The organism is Streptomyces sp. NBC_01244 (genome assembly GCF_035987325.1).
Taxonomy (GTDB): Bacteria; Actinomycetota; Actinomycetes; order Streptomycetales; family Streptomycetaceae; genus Streptomyces.
The window spans coordinates 582,305-600,327 of sequence record NZ_CP108488.1; the positions used below are offsets into that span (position 1 = coordinate 582,305).

Below are 18,023 nucleotides of genomic sequence, written 5' to 3' on the forward strand. Positions count from 1 at the left end.
ATCGGGAGGGAGCGGCCACCATGTATCGCTCGGCCACCGTTGTAGGCCCCATTCGTGCAGCAGACGCTCAAGTACACGCGTGTGACCTGGAGTCCGCGGGAGCGCCCACGCAGGACGTGGACCTGTTCCGGGTGGAGAACGCACGGGAGATGGCACCCGCTGACGCCCGCGAGCTGTCGCGGCTCTTCTTCGCGAGGCTGCGCACGCTGGAGGAGGGGACGCGCGAGTACCAGTACACGCGCAACACCCTGATCGAAATGAACCTGTCCCTCGTCCAGTTCGCCGCCCGGCGGTTCCGTGCCCGCGTGCTCGGCGGCGGTCTCGACATGGACGACGTCATCCAGGTGGGAACGATCGGCCTGATCAAGGCCATCGACCGCTACGACACGGAGCGCGAGGTCGAATTCTCCACCCTCGCCCTCCCGTACATCACCGGTGAGATCAAGCGGTACTTCCGCGACACCACATGGGCCGTGCACGTACCGCGGCGCCTGCAGGAGCTGCGTACGGAACTCGCCAAGGCCCAGGACGCCCTGAGCGATGTCCTGGGCAGGGCGCCGACGGTCAAGGAAGTCGCCCAGCACCTGGAGTTGTCCGAGGACGAGGTCATCGAGGGGCTGGTGGCCGCGAACGGCTACACGAGCAGTTCCCTCGACGCGGCCTCCGTCGACGGCGACGCGTCGTCCGTGGCGGGCCGCAGCGCCCGGCCGGCGGCGGAACGCCACGGCGCCGTCGATCCCGGCATGGAACTCTTCGAGGAGTTCCACACCCTCGCGCCCCTGCTGGAGCAACTGGACGAACGCGACCGACTCATCCTGCGGATGCGCTTCGGCCAGGAGAAGACCCAGGCCGAGATCGGCGCAGCGCTCGGCGTCTCCCAGATGCAGGTCTCCCGCATCCTGTCCCGGACCCTGGCACGGCTGCGCACCGGCATGCTCGCGGTGTAGGAAGGGACCATGAACCACCCATCCGGCGCGGAGGCCGGAGCGGAGGCGGAGGCCGGCGCGGGCGCGTCGGCGCCGCTGACCGCACGGCCATGGCAGGACCGTCCGGGAGCGCGCCTGAGCGGCAGCTGCGACCTCGACACCCGGCAGTGCCTGGGCGCCGCGCTCGGCATCGTGACCGCGATTCCCGGCCCCGTCGTCCACCTCGACCTCTCCGCCGTGGTCTTCCTCGACACGGCCGCGGTCGCCGCCCTCGTACGGGCGGCGACCGCCCTCGACGGACAGGGCCGGCGTCTGTTGCTCCACGACCCGCCATACTCGCTCCGCAAGGTCGTGGAGATGTTCCCGGACGAATGCGCCGCGCTGGAGGTCGCAGCATGATCCCTGTTCCTGAGCCCGCCGGGCCCGGGGCCTTCGTCCACCCCGCCCTCTTCTACAGCGACCTCCCCGGGTACGTGGCCGGAGTAGGCGCCTTCGTACGCGAATCCCTGTCCACCGGCGCGCCGGTCCTCGTCGCCGTACCGGGCCCGCACCTGGAAGCCCTGCGCGACAGCCTCGGCGCGGACGCTTCGGGCGTCACCTGGACGGACATGACGGAACTGGGCCGCAACCCCGGCCGCATCCTGGCCGCCCTGCAGGACTTCGCCGACCTCCACGTGAGCCGGGCCGCCCGGATCGTCGGAGAACCGATCTGGCCCGGCCGCTCCCCCGCCGAGATCCTGGAGGCCACCCGGCACGAAGCCCTCATCAACACGGCCTTCACCGGCCGGCCCGCCACCATCCTGTGCCCCTATGACGCACGAGGGTTGGCCCCCGAGGTGCTGGCCGACGCCCGACGCACACACCCCACCCTGATCGAGGACGGCCTCGACCTGCCGAGCCCGGTCTACACCGATGCCGCTCAGGTCTCGGCGGACTGCGACCGGCCGCTGCCCGAACCCGAAGACGAGCCGCCCCGGTTCGCGTACGCCCACGGAGGACTGGCCGAAGTCCGCGAGTACGCCGAGGGTTGGGCGTACGGGACGGACCTGACCCCGGCACGCCGCGGCGACCTCGTCCTGGCCATCAGCGAGGCAGCAGCCAACTCCCTCTCCCACGGAGGCGGGAAGGGCACCCTGCGCCTGTGGACCACCGGCGGCCCCGGTGCGGGCGTCGTCGCCGAGATCCACGACAGCGGACGCCTGGCCGACCCCCTGGCGGGACGCCGCCGCCCCTCCCTCGCCTCGGCCAACGGCGGCCGCGGCCTCTGGATGATCCACCAGCTCTGCGATCTCGTCGAGGTCCGCGCCCTGGACGACGGCTTCACGCTGCGGCTCCACATGGCAACGCCCTGACACCGGAGGTCACCTACACTCGGGGGCGGGCCCGGGTGTCCCCGGGCCGCTCGGGGGCATACGGAGGGTCCGGGACACCGACCACGATCTCGTCGTGCGGTCCCGGGAACAGCGAACAGGGCAGCGTCGGCACGGGGGTGCGAGAGCACGGTGGAGACCATCGGACCGGAAACGGGAGATCCAGTGAGCGCCGGCCTTCCCGGCGGAGGCCAGCGGCGTCGCCTCGCCCTCACGGGCGTCGGGGGCGCGGTGGCCAAGGGCCGCGACTTCACGCGCCGGGCCCTGCGCGACTGGGGCTGGGACGGCACCGAGACCGCCGAGGACACCCTGCTCCTCGTGTCCGAACTGCTGACCAACGCCTCCCTGCACGCGGACGGCTGCCGGGAACTCGTCCTCACGGCCGGGGAAACCCTGCGCATCGAGGTCTACGACGGCACGACGGCCCTGCCCCTCCTCCACCCGGCCCCGCGGCGCGGCATGCCGGGCGGCCACGGCCTGCACATCGTGGAGCGCCTGTCCGACCGCTGGGGCACGCACACCCATGAGCAGGGGAAGGCCGTCTGGGCCGAGATCGAGGCGGCCCGTCTGGTGTCCGGCAGGCCCGCGGCCCGCTGACAGCGTCGGGAACCCGGCCCTCCGGGTCCGATCGCCGCCGCCCCGCGAGGGGTGCGTCGATCCGGCTGCCGGGGGCAGGAGCGCGTCATGACCTCTCATCAGCTCACCTCCCTGTCCCTGGCCCCGGCGATCGGGCCCTCCTGGGTACACCTCCTCGTCATCGCCTTCGCGCTGATCGTCCTCGTGCACACCCTCGCCCGGCACCGGTAGGAACGTGCTGCGCCGCCCATGGCCCGTGGCCGCGTAGGCCGGTAGCCCCGTAGCAGTACGGGCCCGGTCCCGGCCGGGAGTTCCGTCAGAGGTGGCGCCCGTCCGTGGTGTCGTGCGCTGTCGGAGCCCGGTCCAGGAGGATGCGGGGCAGCGCGCCGGGGTGCTTCTCCGCCAGCCAGGCGATGAGCTTCTCGCGTACGGCGCAGCGCACCGTCCACAGGTCGTCGGCGTCCTTGGCCGTGACGATGGCCCGCACCACGATGGTGGAGGGCGTCGTCTCCGTGACGGCGAGGTCCCAGCCCCGGCCGTCCCACTCCGGGCAGTCGTGCAGGATCTCGTGGACCTTGTCCCGTACGAGGTCCACGGGCGCGCTGTGGTCGCAGTGGAGGAAGACGGTGCCGGTCATCTGGACGCCGCCGCGCGACCAGTTCTCGAAGGGCCGGGTGGTGAAGTACGAGACGGGCATGGTGATGCGGCGCTCGTCCCAGGTGCGTACGGCGAGGAAGGTGAGGGTGACGTCCTCGACCACCCCCCACTCGCCGGCGACCACGACCGTGTCTCCGATGCGCACCAGGTCGCCGAAGGCGATCTGGAAGCCCGCGAAGAGGTTCCCGAGGGTGGACTGGGCCGCCACGCCGGCCACGATGCCGATGATCCCGGCGGAGGCGAGCACGGAGGTTCCGAGCGCGCGGAAGCTCGGGAAGGTGAGGAGCATCGCGGCGACCGCGATCACGGCCGCGACGACCGTCACGACCCTCGTGATCAGCGTCACCTGGGTACGGACCCGGCGTACGCGGGCGGGGTCGCGGGTGCCGGTGGCGTAGCGGGCGTACCCCGACTCGACGATGGCGGAGGCCACGACCACGATCAGCCAGGCCCCGGCGCCGATCAGGGCCAGCGAGAGGATCCGCCCCGCGGCAGCGGCGTTGTCCCGCAGCGGCGGCCATCCCGTCTGCCGGTAGGCGCCCTTGAACAGCGCGGCCAGCATGACGATCTGCAGGGCGTGGCGGCAGCGCCGCAACAGGTTCCACAAGGGCGTTTCGGGGTGTCGCGCGTCGGCGCGGCGGAGCAGTCGGTCGACGGCCCAGCCGGCCGCGGCGGTGAGCAGGATCGAGCCCCCCAGAACGGTCAGGAGGCGAAGGGCGGTGTTCATGTCTCCCCAGTGGGTCGAAGCGGCACGGACTCCCGCACGCCTGCCCCATGGCGGGGACCTGACACGCGGAGCCCCCGGTCGGGGTCCGCACCGAGGTTTGACCGCGCGTCACTTGTCGCGGTGGAAGGCCTTCCGCCAGCCCGCGCGAGGCGCCTTCACCACCGGCTTCGAAACCGCTCCGAGACCGGCTTGGAAGCCCGCTTGGAAGCCGGCTTCGGTTCCGGCCTCGGCGATGGCACGGGCGTGCCTTGCCGGGGCCGGCGGTGCCACCAGTGCCTGCGGCGCGGGTGCACGGCCCGGCCCAGGCGGCGGCCGATCAGCAGGTAGCCGAGGAGGGCTCCGGTGGTGTTGAGGATGACGTCGTCGATGTCGAAGACGCGTCCCGTGACGAGGGCGCCCTGGATCAGCTCGACCAGCGTCATCAGACAGATCGTCACCGCGGCGACCCGCAGCAGGCCTCGGGCCGGGGGCATGAGGACGGGCAGGAGCACGCCGAACGGCAGGCCCAGCAGCAGGTTTCCGCCCAGCTGGCGCACCGCCTCGACGGTCGACGCTCGGTCCAGGTAGGCGCTGATCGAATGGCCGGGCCGGACGTTGCTGTGCACCAGGGCCACCGAGGCGGCGGACGGTTCCAGCGTGAGCCGTGCCAGGACCACGCTGAACAGGACGGTCCCGACGAAGGCCGCCACCATGGCCAGCGCCCGGATGACGGGGTGCACCGGATCGTGCCGTCGCCAAGTGGCCGCCACGGCTCCCCTGCCGGATCCCTCACCGCGACGCAGCGCGTGTCTCCATGTCATGGCGGCCGTCTGCCCCGCGAAGGGGCCGGTACGCACCCGGGCCGGAGCCGGGGGCCGGACCGGCGGGCCGCCCCACCGTCGGCGCTCGGGAGGGAATGAAGGGGCGAAGCCGGGGCAGGCGAGTTGGCGCGGGGCGCCGACCGTGCCCCGTACGACATCGAAAGAGAGGGACGGCAGGCACCGCCCCGCCGCCCCCTGTCTGGCGAAGGAGTTGTATTCGCGTGACTGAGCATGTGTGGAGCTACAGGTCGACCGCGGGCCACCTGACCGGCACCGATCTGATCGGGTACACGGTCGAGGCGACCGACGGCACTATCGGCAAGGTCGACAAGCACTCCGACGAGGCCGGTGACGCCTACCTGGTCGTGGACACAGGGATGTGGATCTTCGGCAAGGAGGTCCTGCTCCCGGCGAGCACGGTGATCATCGTCGACGTGAACCAGGAGAAGGTCTACGTCGACGGCACCAAGGAGCAGATCAAGAACGCTCCGGAGTTCCACCGCGAGAAGCACCTCGACGACGTCGGCTACCGCGAGGAGATCGGGACCTACTACTCCATCGGCGGCTTCGGCGGCCGGATCATCTGACCCGGAGGCGCGACGGGGCCCGGACTCTTCGAGTCCGGGCCCCGTCGCCTTGCCGCGCTACGCCGAGCTTGCCGCGCTACGCCGGGCCGGCGGGCCGGCCCCCGGCCGCGCCGGCGTCGCCGTCATCCCCGTACGAGTGCGCGCACGTTCTCGACGCTGCCGCAGTCGGCGGCGAGCCGGCGCTCCCGCTCCCGGAGGAAGGCCGCCCCGAGCTCGGCCCGCCGCTCGTCCGGGACGTTCTCCCGGGCTCCGTTGAGGATCGTGCGCTCCTCCTCGTCGAAGTGGTGGTTGACCGCCTTGACCAGGTCCTCCAGGCGCGCGTCCCACGCGTCGGAACCCACCTCGGACACCTCCAGCAGCGCCAGGAGGGCCTCGTTCCCCTCGGCGTGCTCCTCGGCCCCGTGCTCGACCTCCGCGTTGTCGACGTCCTTGAACCGCTTCAGGGCCCCGTACACCTCGGCCTCTTCCGCCTCGCCGTGCGCGACGAGGAGTGCGGACAGTTTCGCGAGCGCGCCCGCCCGGTCGGCCTCCACGCTGCGCATCCGGCGGAAGAGTTCCTCCATCGTGCGGTGGTCCTTGAGGATCAAGGCGACGACGTCCTGGTTCTCGTGCTCCTGCGCGTCCGCGGCCATGCCACGTCCCTCCTCGGCTTGCGGGGTTTCGTTCCGCAGGGGCGCCTGCTCGATACCGGCGGGTTCAAACCTTGCCCGGCGTGGTGCCGTGCGGGTTTGCCCGCCGCCCGGCAGGGCAACCGCGCCGACTGAGACGTAGAGCCCCCGAACGGAGGCCGGAGATGTCAACCATTTCGCTGATAGCCGTCATCGTCGTGGCGGCGGTCGTCGTGATCGCGCTCATCGCGCTGCTGTGGGCACTGTCCCGGCGACGCCACCTGCGCGAGCGGTTCGGCCCGGAGTACGAGCGCACCGTAGAGGAACGCGGGGACAGGAGGGCCGCCGAGCGGGACCTGCGGGCCCGTGAGGAGCGGCACGGCCGGCTCCGCATCAAGGAGCTGCCGCCCGCGCGCAGGCAGGAGTACGCGGACGAGTGGACCGCTGTCCAGCGGCGGTTCGTGGACGGGCCCGAACGCTCCGTGGCCGAGGCCGACGAGCTCGTGACCCGGCTGATGGGTGAGCGCGGCTATCCCACCGAGGATCACCGGGAACAGGTGCGGGACCTCTCCGTGAAGCACGGCCACACGCTGGAGCAGTACCGGGCCGCCCACGCGACCAAGGTGCGCGGCGGTACGGGCGGGGCGACGACGGAGCAGCTGCGCGGGGCGATGGTGCACTACCGCACCCTCTTCGAGGAGCTGCTCTCCGACCAGAGGAGCCGATGACATGAAGAAGATCTACGAGGCCAAGACCGGACGGGGGGCGGTGTCCGAGCCCGTGCTCACCGCGGAGGACCTCGCTCGTCCCACGCCGCCGCCCCCGCCCACGGCGGTGCCCACGGACGGGCCCACCGACAGGCGCACCGGCGGGCCGGAAGGGCATCGGGGGTCGCGGAACGGGGAGGAACCGCTCCTGGGGGCCGTCGAGGCGGAGCGCTACCACACCACGTGGAGCGAGATCCAGGGCCGCTTCGTGGACGATCCGCAGGAGGCGGTCCGGGCGGCGGACGGGCTGGTGTCCGAGGTCATGCTCAAGTTCTCGGACACGTTCTCCGAACGCCGGGACGGGCTGGAGAAGCAGTGGGACGGCGGTGAGCAGGTGGCCACCGAGGACCTGCGGCAGGCCCTGCGCGCCTACCGCTCACTGGTGGACCGGCTCCTCGCCGCCTGAGTGCCGGATCCCGGTGTCGGCATCCGGACCCTTCGCCGTGGTCGGCCCGCAAGGCGGCCACGGCGAAGGGCTGTGGGCCATCCGGAGCAACGGGGGCGTGTTCCCTACGGGCCGCCGACCATCCGCCGCCCGGGCGGTGGATAGTCGGTCGGGCGGTCGGCCGCACGGGCTGCCGGCCCCGAGGCCAGGCGATACAGGGAGAGTGGATCCGATGGTGAAGAAGGCATTGCTGACGTACGCCTTGGCGGCCGGAGTACTGATCGGGCCGCTGAGCTCGGCCGGTTGGGCGGCCGACGGGCTCGCCGCCGGGTACGGGCAGGGCAAGTCGGGCCCCGTGGGCGTGGTCGAGTCCCGCGCACCGCTCAACGTCCGCGAGAAGCCGACCGTGTACTCCGACGTGGTGAAGAAGCTGCGTCCGCACGAGCGGGTGGTCCTCGTGTGCCAGAAGCGCGGGGGCTGGGTGGACGGCAACCCGTTGTGGTACCGCCTGCACGGCTCGAAGGGCTGGGTCTCGGCCCGCTACGTCCACAACCTCCAGCCGGTCCGCCCCTGCTGAAAGCGCGGTGGGCGGTGGAAAGACGTAAAGGGAACGGCCCCCGAACACCGGGGCCGTTCCCTTTGCGAGTCCCGTGACGAGTCCCTTTTACGGGCGCCGGCGCTCACGCGGTGGAGGGCAGTGCGGACCTCCGCGCTCCCGCCGTACGCAGTCCGCGCCTCTCGTGCGCGGTGAGCCCGCCCCAGACGCCGAACGGCTCCGCCACCTCCAGCGCGTGTCGCAGGCAGTCGGGCTGCACCGGGCACAGCGCGCACACCTCCTTCGCCGCCGCGTCACGCGCCTCCCGGTCCGCACGCTGCTCGCCCGTGGGGTGGAAGAAGAGGCGCGAGCCCAGTTCCCGGCAGGCGGCGTCCTCCTGCCACAACCAGTGGTGCTCGGCACGACCCGGCAGACGCGACACATTTCCCACCTCGGAACCTCCATCGGAGACGGCCCGGATCCGGCACGGATCCGCACCTCGTCCGGACCTGATTCGGATACACGATCCCCTCTCGTCTGGCCCGGAACGCGCGGTTCAAACGGCTCGCGCGGCCCTGTAGGACGATCGGTCGTTCAGCCCGTACGCGCGGTCGGCCGTGCCCGCGAAGACCTGAGTCCCTCTCCGTAGTCGTGTGCCACGTCGAGGAGCGTGGCCATCCGTGCCTGCCAGGCGATGTTCACCGGCAGGCTTTCGAGGGCGGCGAGGAGACCCGCGGGGTCCAGGAGGCCCAGGGCCTCGGGCACGTCGCCCGCGATCTGGTCCTCGCGGACCCACCGCGCCCCGGTCGCCCGCGACCCCGAGGCCGCACGGGCGGCGGCCGCCGAACACATCGGTGAGGTCGAGGAGTGGATGCGCGGCCGGCTCGACGACTGACCCGCCCCACCCCCACCCCCACCCCCACCCCCGCCCCCGCCCCTGGTGAGAACCGACCAGTTTTGGTGACCTGCCCCCACGCGGCGGGCGGACACCCGGGCCTAGCTTCGAAGTGCGCGGTCCACGAGGCCGCGCACCCCGCCCCCCTCTCACCAAGGGAATCCGCTCATGCCGATGCAACCCTGGTTCACCGACGCCAAGTTGGGCATTTTCGTCCACTACGGCATCTACTCCGTCGACGGGGTCCCGGAATCCTGGTCGCTCTACAGCGGCGAGGTCCCGCGCGAGCAGTACATGCGGCAACTGGACGGTTTCACCGCCTCGGCCTACGACGCCGGCGCCTGGGCCCGCCTGTTCGCCCGCGCCGGAGCCAAGTACGCCGTGCTGACCGCCCGTCACCACGACGGGTTCGCGCTCTGGGACACCGGGCACGGCGAGCTGAACGCCGTCCGCAGCACCCCCGCCGGCCGGGACCTGGTGGCCGAGTACGCCGGGGCGCTGCGCGAGCAGGGCCTCAAAGTGGGCCTGTACTACTCGCATTCGGACTGGAGCCACCCCGACTACGCGAGCGTGACCCACCCCGAGCCGCCGAACGACTCGGTCGCCACCCACCCGCTCGTCACCCCGGCGGACGGAGTCGACGATCCGCGGGCCTGGTCCCGGTTCCTGGCGTACCGCGACGCCCAGGTCGGCGAGCTGGTCTCCCGCTTCAGGCCCGATCTGCTGTGGTTCGACGGCGAGTGGGAGCGCAGCGAGGAGCAGTGGGGCCTGCGTGCGCTCTCCGAACGGATCCTCGACGCGAACCCCGGGACCGTCCTGAACGCACGGATGCTCAGCTACGGGGACTACGCGACTCCCGAGCAGGGAGTCCCCCTCCGGCAGCCCTCCGGACCCTGGGAACTATGCCTCACCGTGAACGAGTCCTGGGGCTTCCAGCCGCAGGACCGGGCCCACAAGTCGGTCCGCCAGCTGGTCCGTTACTTCGCCGAGACGATCGGCATGGGAGGCAACCTGCTGTTGGCCGTCGGGCCGCGCGAGGACGGCACGTTCCTCCCCGAGCAGGTGGAACGGCTGGAGGGACTCGGCGACTGGATCGCCAAGCACTCCGAGGCCGTGCACGCCACCGTCGCCGGACTCCCGGCCGGACACCACTACGGGCCGAGCACGCTGTCCGCCGACGGCCGCACGCTGTACCTGGTCTGCTTCGACCCGCCGCTCGAGGCCGTCTCCCTGCGGGGCCTGCGCAACAAGGTGCGGCGGGTCTCGGTGGTCGGCTCCGGCACCACGCTCGGGCACCGGATCACCGGTGGACTCGGCGAGGTGCCCGGCGTCCTGTGGATCGATGCCCCGGCGCCCGCCGACGTGGACGGACGGGCGACCGTGCTCGCCGTGGAGCTGGAGGGCGAGCTGGACCTGTACCGGGGCGCCGGCCGCGACTGACATCAGCCCTCGCCGCCCCGCACACCGCGGGGTGAGGCACCCCACTCGCGCCTGCAGGCCTTGTTGAAGGCCTGCAGGTCACCGATCCCCACGGCGTCCGCGATCGCGGCGATCGGCAGGGTGGACTCGCGCAGCAGGTGCCGGGCCCGCTCCATGTGCCGGCGGCGTACGTAGGCCACCACCGTGCTCCCGGTCTCGGCCCTGAACAGGCGCAGCAGGTGGTTGTGCGAGACGCCGGAGGCGCGGGCCACCTCCGGCGCGGTCAGCGGTTCGGCCAGGTGCGACTCGATGTGCGCCAGGGCGGCCGCGACGGCCCGGTGCGGTCGCGGCTGCCCGTCGGCCGGCCCGGCCAGGGCCGCCACACGCCACAGGGCGCCCCAGACCTCCGCGTCGGCCCGGCGCGGGGTGGCCACAGGTCGGGCAGCCGCAAGACGTCCAGGGCGCGTGTGACGCCGTGGACGCCGACGCCCAGCCCGGCCACCCGCGGCGGCGCGTCCAGGGGGACGCCGACGGTGCGGCCGGGCTCGGTCCAGTAGGTGTCGTTCACGTGGCGCCTTCGTCGGGACCGGAGTTACGGGATGACCGTGACCGAGTCGGTCACCCTGCTGGGGACCGGTACGGCCCTGGAGTGGTCGGTGCAGGCCCAGCTGAAGGACATCCACACGGCGGCCACCGATCCGGTCGGCGAGCTGCACGTGGGGATCCCGGGCGAGCTGCTCGACGACCTCTGCACGGTGGTAGCCGTGGACCTCGGGCCGGAGAGGCGGTAGCGCCGGCCAGGTGGGGGCGCCGGTCAGGCCGACAGGTCCAGTTCGTAGACCTGTGCGATCAGATCGGCGCCGAAGCTGTGGTGCGGCTCCTCCTCCACGAGCCGGAAGCCGGCGGCCAGGTAGATCCCGCGCGCGGCCACCAGGGTGTCGTTCGTCCACAGCCGGATCCGCTCGTACCCCGCCTCGCGGGCGAAGTCCACGCACCGTGCGACCAGGCGCGAGCCCAGGCGGTGGCCGCGGGCGGCGGGGTCCACGAGGAGGATCCGCAGTTTGGCGGTGCCTCCCTGGTCCTCCCCGCCTTCCCCGCCCCCCTTGTTCTCTTTGTCCTCCTTGTCGGCCACGCAGAACACGCTGCCGACCCGGCGGCCGTCCAGTTCGGCGATCCAGGCCGACTCGCGGGAGGGATCGCGGCCGGCCGCGTAGTCCGCGACGATCCGCGCGACCAGGGCCTCGAAGCTGGTGTCCCAGCCGAATTCCTTCGCGTACTGCTCGCCGTGGGCCATCACCACCCAGCCGAGATCGCCCGGCTCCCCCAGCGGCCGGATCACCGCACGGACCTCATTCATGGGGACCCTCTCTCCACCACCGCCGAACCGCCGGCGAGCTACTGAAACGACTGTTTCAGTAAAGCATAATGTCCGTGTGACGCCTTCCGCCCGTGACGACTCCGCCCACGCGAATTCCGCCCGCACCGATTCCGCCCGCAAGCAGCAGCTCCTGGAGCTGGCCTACGCGCACGTGCTCGACCACGGGCTGGCTGACATGTCCCTGCGCCCCCTGGCCGAGGCGATCGGCAGCAGCCCGCGCGTCCTGCTCTTCCTCTTCGGCAGCAAGGACGCCCTGGTGCAGGCGCTGCTCGCGCGGGCCCGGCAGGACGAGACGGGGATGCTCGAAGCCGCACGCGCGGCCCGGCCGGAGCACGGGCTCGCCCGCACGGGCGAGCTGGTGTGGAGCTGGCTGGCCGCCCCGGGACACCGCAAGGTCCTCACCCTCTGGGTCGAGGGCTACTCGCGTTCGCTGAGCGGTGGCACGGGACCCTGGGCGGGCTTCGCGGAGCGGACGATCGCCGACTGGCTGGAGGTCTTCGCCGCCGCCCAGCCACCGGCGCACCGCGACACGCCCGAGGGGCTCGCCGAACGCACCCTGCTGCTCTCGATCCTGCGCGGGGCCCTGCTGGATCTGCTGGCGAGCCGCGACGAGCGGCGCACCACGGCGGCCGTGACCGCCCACCTCCGCACCCTGGAGGCCCCGGCCGACGGCACACCGGCGCACCGGGACCGGTCCGAGAACGGGTCCACCGGCAGGACCGACCGTGCCGCCCGGACGATCGCGGCGCCGCGGGCGGCCGTCTACGCCGCCCTCCTCGACCGCGAGGCCCTCGAAGCCTGGCTCCCGCCGGACGGCATGAGCGGGCGGATCGAGCGGTGGGACCCGCGGCCCGGCGGCGGCTTCCGGATGGTCCTCACCTACCTGGATCCTGCCGAGAATCCCGCCGAGAGCCCCGGCAAAACCTCCGACGCGACCGACGTGGTCGACGTACGGTTCACCGGCCTCGTGCCGCCGGAACGCGTGGTGCAGCAGGCCGTGTTCGTGTCCGACGACCCGTCGTACGCCGGCACCATGACGATGACCTGGCACCTCGCCGCCTCCGGCTCCGGTGAGGGCACCGAGGTGACCGTGACCGCCACGGACGTACCGCCGGGCATCGACCGCGCGGACCACGAGGCGGGCATCGCCTCCTCGCTGGCCCATCTGGCGTCGTACGTCGAAGCGGCCCGACGGCCTGGCTGAGGGTCGGCGCTACTTGCCCACCGCGGTGGCGGTCGTTTCCGCCGAGGGCCCCGACTGGTCCCGGAGTTCGAGCCGCTGCGGCCGGAGGGCGGGGATCAGCGCGGCGATGGCACCGGACAGCAGGGCGAAACCGCCGCCCATCAGCAGGCCGGTGCGGAAGCCCGCCTCGGAGGTGAAGGTGAACCCGCCGGCCGTGGTGGTCATCTGGGCCAGGACCACACCGACGACGGCGGCGCCGACGGAGGTGCCCAGGGACCGCATGAGGGCGTTGAAGCCGTTGGCCGCCCCGGTTTCCGTCAGGGGTACCGCGCTCATGATCAGAGCGGGCATGGCTCCGTAGGCGAGGGCGACACCGCTGTTGATGACCATGACGGCGACCATCAGCCCGGCGGCCGTGCCGGAGAAGAGGAGCGCGACCCCGTAGCCCGCGGCCAGGACGAGCGCTCCGCTGACGAGGGTGACCTTCGGGCCGTGCGTGTTGGTGAGCTTGCCCCCGAGGGGGGACACGGCCATCATCATCAGCCCGCCGGGGAGCATCCACAGGCCGGCCGCCAGCATGGACTGACCCAGGCCATAGCCGGTGGCGGCGGGGAACTGCAGCAGTTGCGGGACCACCAGCATGCCGGCGTACATGCCGAAGCCGATGGAGACCGAGGCGAGGTTGGTCAGCAGGACGCGCGGGCGGACCGTGGTGCGCAGGTCGACCAGCGGGTCGGTGGTGCGCCATTCGAACCACCCCCAGGCGGCCAGGACCACCACGGCGGTGGCGATCAGCCCGAGGGTGGTGGCCGAGCCCCAGCCCCAGTCGGCGCCCTTGGACACGAACAGCAGCAGGGACACCAGGCCCGCCGCGAGGCCCAGCGCGCCGACCGCGTCGAAGCGCTGCCCCTTGGCCGCGCCCGAGCCCTCGGGTACGAAGGCCACGATCATGACGGCGACGCAGCCGGCGAGCGCCGCGGACCCCCAGAACAGGAAGCGCCAGCTCGCGTACTGGGCGACGGCCGCGGAGACCGGGAGGCCGATGCCGCCGCCGATGCCCATGGAGGCGCTCACGAGGGCGATGGAGGAACTGAGCTTCTCCGCGGGGAGGATGTCGCGGAGCAGGGCGATGCCCAGCGGGATCATGCCCATGCCGATGCCCTGCAGGCCGCGCCCGACGATCATTTGGACGACGCCGCCCGCCAGCGCGCACACCACCGATCCGACGATCAGCGGTATGCAGCAGGCCAGGAGCATGCGGCGCTTGCCGAGCATGTCGCCCAGGCGCCCGCTGATCGGTACGCACACGCCGGCGACCAGGAGGGTCGCGGTGACGACCCAGGCGGCGTTGGAGTGGGAGGTGTGGAGGATGTTCGGCAGGTCGGCCAGCAGTGGCGTGACCAGTGTCTGCATGACGGCTGCGGCGATGCCCGCGAGGGCGAGCGTCGCGATCACCTTGCCGGTGCGGGGGGCGGCCGTGGGCGGCTGTCGCATGAAAGGTCCTAGGGGGTGTCTTGTCGGTCGCGCCGCGGGCCCGGCGATGCGCGGGCACGAGGTCGGCCCACACCACAATCAGTAGTCAACTATCAGTTCGCGGTGTGCGACGTGTCAACCGGATCCGATCGCCGACTATCAGTTGTATTCTCGGCAGCGTGCCGACCGAAAGCCCCAAACCCCTGCGCGCCGACGCCGTGCGCAACATCGAGAAGATCGTCAGAGCGGCACGCGGCGTGTACGCCGAGCTGGGACCCGACGCGCCGCTCGACGAGATCGCGCGGCGGGCCGGGGTGGGGATCGCCACGCTCTTCCGCCGCTTCCCGGACAAGGCCGCCCTGCTCCGGGCCGTACTCGACCAGCAGTTCACGCAGGACGTCCTGCCCGCCATCGACCGCGGGCTGGCCGACGAGGACCCCCGCCGCGGCCTGACCGCCGTACTGGAAGCCGCCCTGACCTCGGCGGCCGACGAGTACCACGTGCTGACGGCCGCGCGGAACGCCGGCGTCCTCTCCGCGGAGACCAGCGCCCGGTTCTTCGACGCGCTCGACCCGCTGGTGACCCGGGGTCAGCAGGCCGGGGTGATCCGGGGGGACCTCGTGCCCGACGACCTGAAGAGGATCATGAGCATGCTCGTCAGCGTGCTGTGGACCATGGACCCCGCCGAGGAGGGCTGGCGCCGCTACGTGACCCTCGTCATGGACGGCCTGAGCCCGGCCGCGGCCACCCCCCTGCCCCACCCGGCTCCCCCGCTGCTGCGCCGGCCGCAGGAGTGACGTCCTCCGGGCCGTAGCGCCCTGCGGCGCAGGTCGAGGCGGAGCAGGGTGTTGCCGCCGCGGCCGGCGCGGATCAGTTCTTGCGGCGGGCGGCCCAGACGGCGCGCTCGGTGCGTACGGCGAGGTCGTCGCGGCGCAGGATGCTCTCGGGGCCGTCGGTGTCGAGCAGCCGGTCGAGCGCGGCGAGGTCCTCGGGCCCGAGGGTGTCGACGATGCTGCGGCGGAGGCGCTGCAGGCTGCCGAGGGCGTACGCGCCGACCGCTGCGCTGCGGGAGCCCTCGATGTTCACGTCGATCACGCGGTCGCCGTCGAGGGTGAATCCGGCCGAGGTGAGCTTCGGTCCCCAGTCGGCGCCGCGGTGGGGCACGTGGTCGGCGTGGTAGCTCTCGCTCGCGGTGTGGCAGCGATCCTCCAGTCCGGGCCGGCCTTCGGGGGCGTCCGCGGGCAGGAAGCGGGGGAAGCCCGCCAGCTCGACGACGGCGAACAGTCCGCCGGGGGCGAGCCGGTCCCGGACCGTGCGCAGGGCCTGGTCCGGGTCGGCCATGTGGTGCATCGAGGCCGAGGCCCACACCAGGTCCGGCGTACCGAGGTCGGGCCACACGGTCTCGTCGAGGTCTGCCTGCACGGTGCGGACGCGGTCTTCGACCCCCCGGGCGCACGCCTTCTCCCTCAAGCGCTGCAGGTGCCCCGCCGAGGAGTCGACGGCGGTGACGTGCGCGTCGGGGAACCGGTCGAGCAGGGCGAAGGTGCCGGCTCCCGTGCCGCAGCCCAGGTCCACGACGTGGCGCGGGGGCTCGCGCAGGGGCAGCCAGGTGGTGATGTCGGCGATGTGCTCGGCGAGGACTTCCGCGTCCAGGTCGAGGATCTCCGCCTGGCCCTCGAGGTCGTCGCGGGTGTGGCCGTGCCCGGCCGCCGGGCCGTGGTCGCGGTCGTGGCCGTGGTGGCCGTGACCGTGGAGTCGGTGGGCGTCGTCGTGGCCGTGCCGGGGTGCGTGCTGTGCGCGGGTCATGGCTCCACGGTAGGACGCCCATGCGCTTGCCGCATTGATTCTTGCCGGTTAGGCAAGAAGATGGCCCCGCTGCCCCCGGGACGCGCAAGACGCCCGGGCGCGGCACCCCGTACGGGACAGAGTGGGCCCACCGCGCATCGTCAATGACCCGGGTCCTGAGCAGCACCTTCGCCGCTCCCGTCGCCTCCCCCGTCGCCGGTACCGTTGTCCCGCTGGTGGCCGCGGCGGGCGTCCCGGTCGAAGATTCCCAGGATCTCGCACGGTCCGCCCTCGGCGCCGATCGCGTGCGGCATCATCGTGGGGAACTCCGCGGCCTGGTTGGTCTCGATCCGGAAGCGGCGGTGCCCCAGCATCAGGATCGCGGTGCCGGACAGGACGACGAGCCATTCGCGCCCGGGGTGCGCGCGCATGCGGGAGGGGTTGTCCGGTGGCGGCTCGGTCATGCGCTGGCGAATGACCGTCATGCCCGGTTCGCCCTTGATCGGCCAGCGCATCTGCCCGCGAGCGGCGTCGATCATCGGGCTGGTGACGACATCGTCGGTCGCGGTCTCCACGAGCTGGTCCAAGGTGGTGTCCAGCGCGCGGGCGAGCGTGACCAGGCTGTCCAGCGCCAGGCGGCGCTGGCCGTTCTCGATGCGGCTGAGCGTGGACTGGCTGAGCCGGGCGCGTGTGGCCAGTTCCTCCAGGGACCAGCCCTGCGCCACCCGCAGCGCGCGGATGCGCTTGCGTACCAGGCTGTCCAGGTCGCCATCTTCTTGCGTCATAGGCAACATTGTATGCCCGTCCTGCAAGTCGCGGTTAGCGTCGGTGCAGACGGCCCCGGACCACCGGGCCGGTACGAAGGAACATCCAGAAGGGAACCCGACGACATGGACGACATGTCCGCGACGACTACCGCCTACGCGACCGACGCACTGCCGGACGGGACCGTCGACGCCGTGGTGATCGGCGGCGGCGCCGCCGGTCTGAACGGTGCGCTGATGCTCGCCCGCTCCCGCCGTTCGGTCGTCGTGATCGACAGCGGCACCCCCCGCAACGCACCCGCCGAGGGCGTGCACGGCCTGCTCGGCCTGGACGGCACCCCACCGGCGGAGCTGTACGGGCGGGGCCGTGAGGAAGTCCGCCGCTACGGCGGCCTCATCGTCTCCGGTGAGGTCTCCGCCGCCGAGCACGCCGACCCGTCCGCCGACGGCGACCTGCGCTTCACCGTCACCCTGGCCGACGGCCGCGCCCTGACGGCGCGCCGCCTGCTGGTGGCCACCGGACTGCGCGATGTCCTGCCCGAGCTGCCCGGACTGGCGGAGCACTGGGGTCACAGCGTGGTCCACTGCCCGTACTGCCACGGCTGGGAGGTGCGCGACGAGCCGATCGGCGTCCTCGCCACCGGCCCCGCATCGGTGCACCACGCCTTGCTGTTCCGTCAGCTCACCGACGACCTCGTCTACTTCACGCACGGCACCGAGCTCGACGACGACACCCGGGCGCGCTTCGCCGCACGCGCCATCCGCGTCATCGACGCCCCGGTCGAGGAGGTCCTGGGGGACGGCTCCGGCGGGATCCGCGGTGTCCGCCTGGCCGACGGACGGGTCGTCGACCGCCGCGTCCTCGCGGTGGCGACCACGCTCGTGGCCCGCACCGAAGGCCTGGCGGGCCTGGGCCTGCCGATGGAGGAGCTGCCCGGCGGCGGCCGCCGCTTCACCTCCGGCACGGCCGGCGCCACCGACGTACCGGGGGTGTGGGTGGCGGGCAACGTCACCGACCCGATCGCCCAGGTAGGGGCCTCCGCCGCGGCCGGGGCGCTGGCCGGCGCACACGTCAACGCGCTCCTCGCCGTCGCCGACACCGACGCGGCGGTCGCGGCCCTCGCCCCGGCGGGGACCAGCGCCACCGCCTGACACCTGGCGCCTCACACCTGACGTCCGGCCCGTCGG

General features: G+C 72.5%; 23 protein-coding genes and 1 pseudogene. 14 read left to right on the forward strand and 10 right to left on the reverse strand.

The genetic code is table 11. From position 1 onward, the window contains the following. Window positions 1-20: 20 nt before the first annotated feature. The 5 genes from OG247_RS02370 (at window position 21) to OG247_RS02390 (ending at window position 3,103) form a co-directional block, all read left to right on the forward strand. The gene (locus tag OG247_RS02370) at window positions 21-947 is read left to right on the forward strand and encodes a SigB/SigF/SigG family RNA polymerase sigma factor (protein ID WP_442813201.1); all 927 of its coding nucleotides are present in this window, start codon (window positions 21-23) and stop codon (window positions 945-947) included. A gap of 9 nt (window positions 948-956) precedes the next feature. Further along, complete coding sequence (locus tag OG247_RS02375; RefSeq protein WP_327250588.1) at window positions 957-1,325, forward strand: STAS domain-containing protein; 369 nt, start codon at window positions 957-959, stop codon at window positions 1,323-1,325. Then, window positions 1,322-2,278 (forward strand): sensor histidine kinase, encoded by a 957-nt coding sequence (locus OG247_RS02380; RefSeq protein ID WP_327250589.1) that lies wholly within the window; start codon window positions 1,322-1,324, stop codon window positions 2,276-2,278. Before OG247_RS02375 ends, OG247_RS02380 begins: the two co-directional genes overlap by 4 nt. A gap of 183 nt (window positions 2,279-2,461) precedes the next feature. Further along, window positions 2,462-2,893 (forward strand): ATP-binding protein, encoded by a 432-nt coding sequence (locus tag OG247_RS02385; RefSeq protein ID WP_327250590.1) that lies wholly within the window; start codon window positions 2,462-2,464, stop codon window positions 2,891-2,893. A gap of 87 nt (window positions 2,894-2,980) precedes the next feature. Next, window positions 2,981-3,103 (forward strand): hypothetical protein, encoded by a 123-nt coding sequence (locus OG247_RS02390; protein ID WP_327250591.1) that lies wholly within the window; start codon window positions 2,981-2,983, stop codon window positions 3,101-3,103. An 85-nt stretch (window positions 3,104-3,188) separates the two neighbouring features. Here the strand turns inward: OG247_RS02390 and OG247_RS02395 are convergent, their stop codons facing one another. Next, entirely contained in the window at window positions 3,189-4,256 is a 1,068-nt protein-coding gene (locus OG247_RS02395; protein ID WP_327250592.1) for a mechanosensitive ion channel family protein, read from the reverse strand. Between the two features lie 155 nt (window positions 4,257-4,411). Then, entirely contained in the window at window positions 4,412-5,056 is a 645-nt protein-coding gene (locus OG247_RS02400) for a VanZ family protein (protein ID WP_327250593.1), read from the reverse strand. Between the two features lie 221 nt (window positions 5,057-5,277). On the opposite strand from OG247_RS02400, the gene OG247_RS02405 reads away from it, so the two are divergent. Next, complete coding sequence (locus OG247_RS02405; RefSeq protein ID WP_327250594.1) at window positions 5,278-5,643, forward strand: PRC-barrel domain-containing protein; 366 nt, start codon at window positions 5,278-5,280, stop codon at window positions 5,641-5,643. 122 nt (window positions 5,644-5,765) lie between these two features. Here the strand turns inward: OG247_RS02405 and OG247_RS02410 are convergent, their stop codons facing one another. Further along, window positions 5,766-6,275 carry a hemerythrin domain-containing protein gene (locus OG247_RS02410; RefSeq protein ID WP_327250595.1) on the reverse strand — a complete coding sequence of 170 codons (510 nt, stop codon included), beginning with the start codon at window positions 6,273-6,275 and terminating at the stop codon, window positions 5,766-5,768. A 161-nt stretch (window positions 6,276-6,436) separates the two neighbouring features. Between OG247_RS02410 and OG247_RS02415 the strand changes: the two genes are divergently transcribed. The 3 genes from OG247_RS02415 to OG247_RS02425 all read left to right on the forward strand — a co-directional run bounded on the left by OG247_RS02415 (window position 6,437) and on the right by OG247_RS02425 (window position 7,980). Further along, the gene (locus OG247_RS02415; RefSeq protein WP_327250596.1) at window positions 6,437-6,979 is read left to right on the forward strand and encodes a hypothetical protein; all 543 of its coding nucleotides are present in this window, start codon (window positions 6,437-6,439) and stop codon (window positions 6,977-6,979) included. A gap of 1 nt (window position 6,980) precedes the next feature. Next, entirely contained in the window at window positions 6,981-7,424 is a 444-nt protein-coding gene (locus OG247_RS02420) for a hypothetical protein (RefSeq protein ID WP_327250597.1), read from the forward strand. A gap of 211 nt (window positions 7,425-7,635) precedes the next feature. Further along, entirely contained in the window at window positions 7,636-7,980 is a 345-nt protein-coding gene (locus OG247_RS02425; RefSeq protein ID WP_327250598.1) for an SH3 domain-containing protein, read from the forward strand. Window positions 7,981-8,083: 103 nt separating this feature from the next. Here the strand turns inward: OG247_RS02425 and OG247_RS02430 are convergent, their stop codons facing one another. Continuing rightward, window positions 8,084-8,380, reverse strand: coding sequence for a WhiB family transcriptional regulator (locus OG247_RS02430; RefSeq protein ID WP_327250599.1), 297 nt, complete (start codon window positions 8,378-8,380; stop codon window positions 8,084-8,086). A 152-nt stretch (window positions 8,381-8,532) separates the two neighbouring features. After that, on the reverse strand, window positions 8,533-8,790 hold the full coding sequence (locus OG247_RS02435; RefSeq protein ID WP_327250600.1) for a hypothetical protein: 258 nt from the start codon (window positions 8,788-8,790) through the stop codon (window positions 8,533-8,535). Between the two features lie 211 nt (window positions 8,791-9,001). Between OG247_RS02435 and OG247_RS02440 the strand changes: the two genes are divergently transcribed. Next, window positions 9,002-10,273 carry an alpha-L-fucosidase gene (locus tag OG247_RS02440; RefSeq protein WP_327250601.1) on the forward strand — a complete coding sequence of 424 codons (1,272 nt, stop codon included), beginning with the start codon at window positions 9,002-9,004 and terminating at the stop codon, window positions 10,271-10,273. A gap of 2 nt (window positions 10,274-10,275) precedes the next feature. Here OG247_RS02440 and OG247_RS02445 read toward each other — a convergent pair. Next, a pseudogene (locus OG247_RS02445) lies at window positions 10,276-10,680 on the reverse strand (helix-turn-helix domain-containing protein); the annotation flags it as partial. Window positions 10,681-10,851: 171 nt separating this feature from the next. Between OG247_RS02445 and OG247_RS02450 the strand changes: the two are divergent. After that, window positions 10,852-11,043, forward strand: a complete 192-nt coding sequence (locus OG247_RS02450; RefSeq protein WP_327257825.1) for a hypothetical protein — start codon at window positions 10,852-10,854, stop codon at window positions 11,041-11,043. A gap of 23 nt (window positions 11,044-11,066) precedes the next feature. On the opposite strand, the gene OG247_RS02455 is transcribed toward OG247_RS02450, so the two are convergent. Continuing rightward, the gene (locus OG247_RS02455; protein WP_327250602.1) at window positions 11,067-11,609 is read right to left on the reverse strand and encodes a GNAT family N-acetyltransferase; all 543 of its coding nucleotides are present in this window, start codon (window positions 11,607-11,609) and stop codon (window positions 11,067-11,069) included. 76 nt (window positions 11,610-11,685) lie between these two features. Here OG247_RS02455 and OG247_RS02460 point away from each other — a divergent pair, with 76 nt between their 5' ends. Then, window positions 11,686-12,834, forward strand: coding sequence for an SRPBCC domain-containing protein (locus OG247_RS02460; RefSeq protein ID WP_327250603.1), 1,149 nt, complete (start codon window positions 11,686-11,688; stop codon window positions 12,832-12,834). A 9-nt stretch (window positions 12,835-12,843) separates the two neighbouring features. On the opposite strand, the gene OG247_RS02465 is transcribed toward OG247_RS02460, so the two are convergent. Further along, the gene (locus OG247_RS02465; RefSeq protein WP_327250604.1) at window positions 12,844-14,307 is read right to left on the reverse strand and encodes an MFS transporter; all 1,464 of its coding nucleotides are present in this window, start codon (window positions 14,305-14,307) and stop codon (window positions 12,844-12,846) included. Window positions 14,308-14,465: 158 nt separating this feature from the next. Between OG247_RS02465 and OG247_RS02470 the strand changes: the two genes are divergently transcribed. Continuing rightward, window positions 14,466-15,083 (forward strand): TetR/AcrR family transcriptional regulator, encoded by a 618-nt coding sequence (locus tag OG247_RS02470; RefSeq protein ID WP_327250605.1) that lies wholly within the window; start codon window positions 14,466-14,468, stop codon window positions 15,081-15,083. A 73-nt stretch (window positions 15,084-15,156) separates the two neighbouring features. On the opposite strand, the gene OG247_RS02475 is transcribed toward OG247_RS02470, so the two are convergent. Further along, on the reverse strand, window positions 15,157-16,092 hold the full coding sequence (locus tag OG247_RS02475) for a class I SAM-dependent methyltransferase (protein WP_327250606.1): 936 nt from the start codon (window positions 16,090-16,092) through the stop codon (window positions 15,157-15,159). A 140-nt stretch (window positions 16,093-16,232) separates the two neighbouring features. Continuing rightward, window positions 16,233-16,856, reverse strand: a complete 624-nt coding sequence (locus OG247_RS02480) for a helix-turn-helix domain-containing protein (protein WP_442813202.1) — start codon at window positions 16,854-16,856, stop codon at window positions 16,233-16,235. A gap of 114 nt (window positions 16,857-16,970) precedes the next feature. Between OG247_RS02480 and OG247_RS02485 the strand changes: the two genes are divergently transcribed. After that, entirely contained in the window at window positions 16,971-17,987 is a 1,017-nt protein-coding gene (locus OG247_RS02485; RefSeq protein WP_327257314.1) for an NAD(P)/FAD-dependent oxidoreductase, read from the forward strand. The last annotated feature ends 36 nt before the right edge of the window (window positions 17,988-18,023 follow it).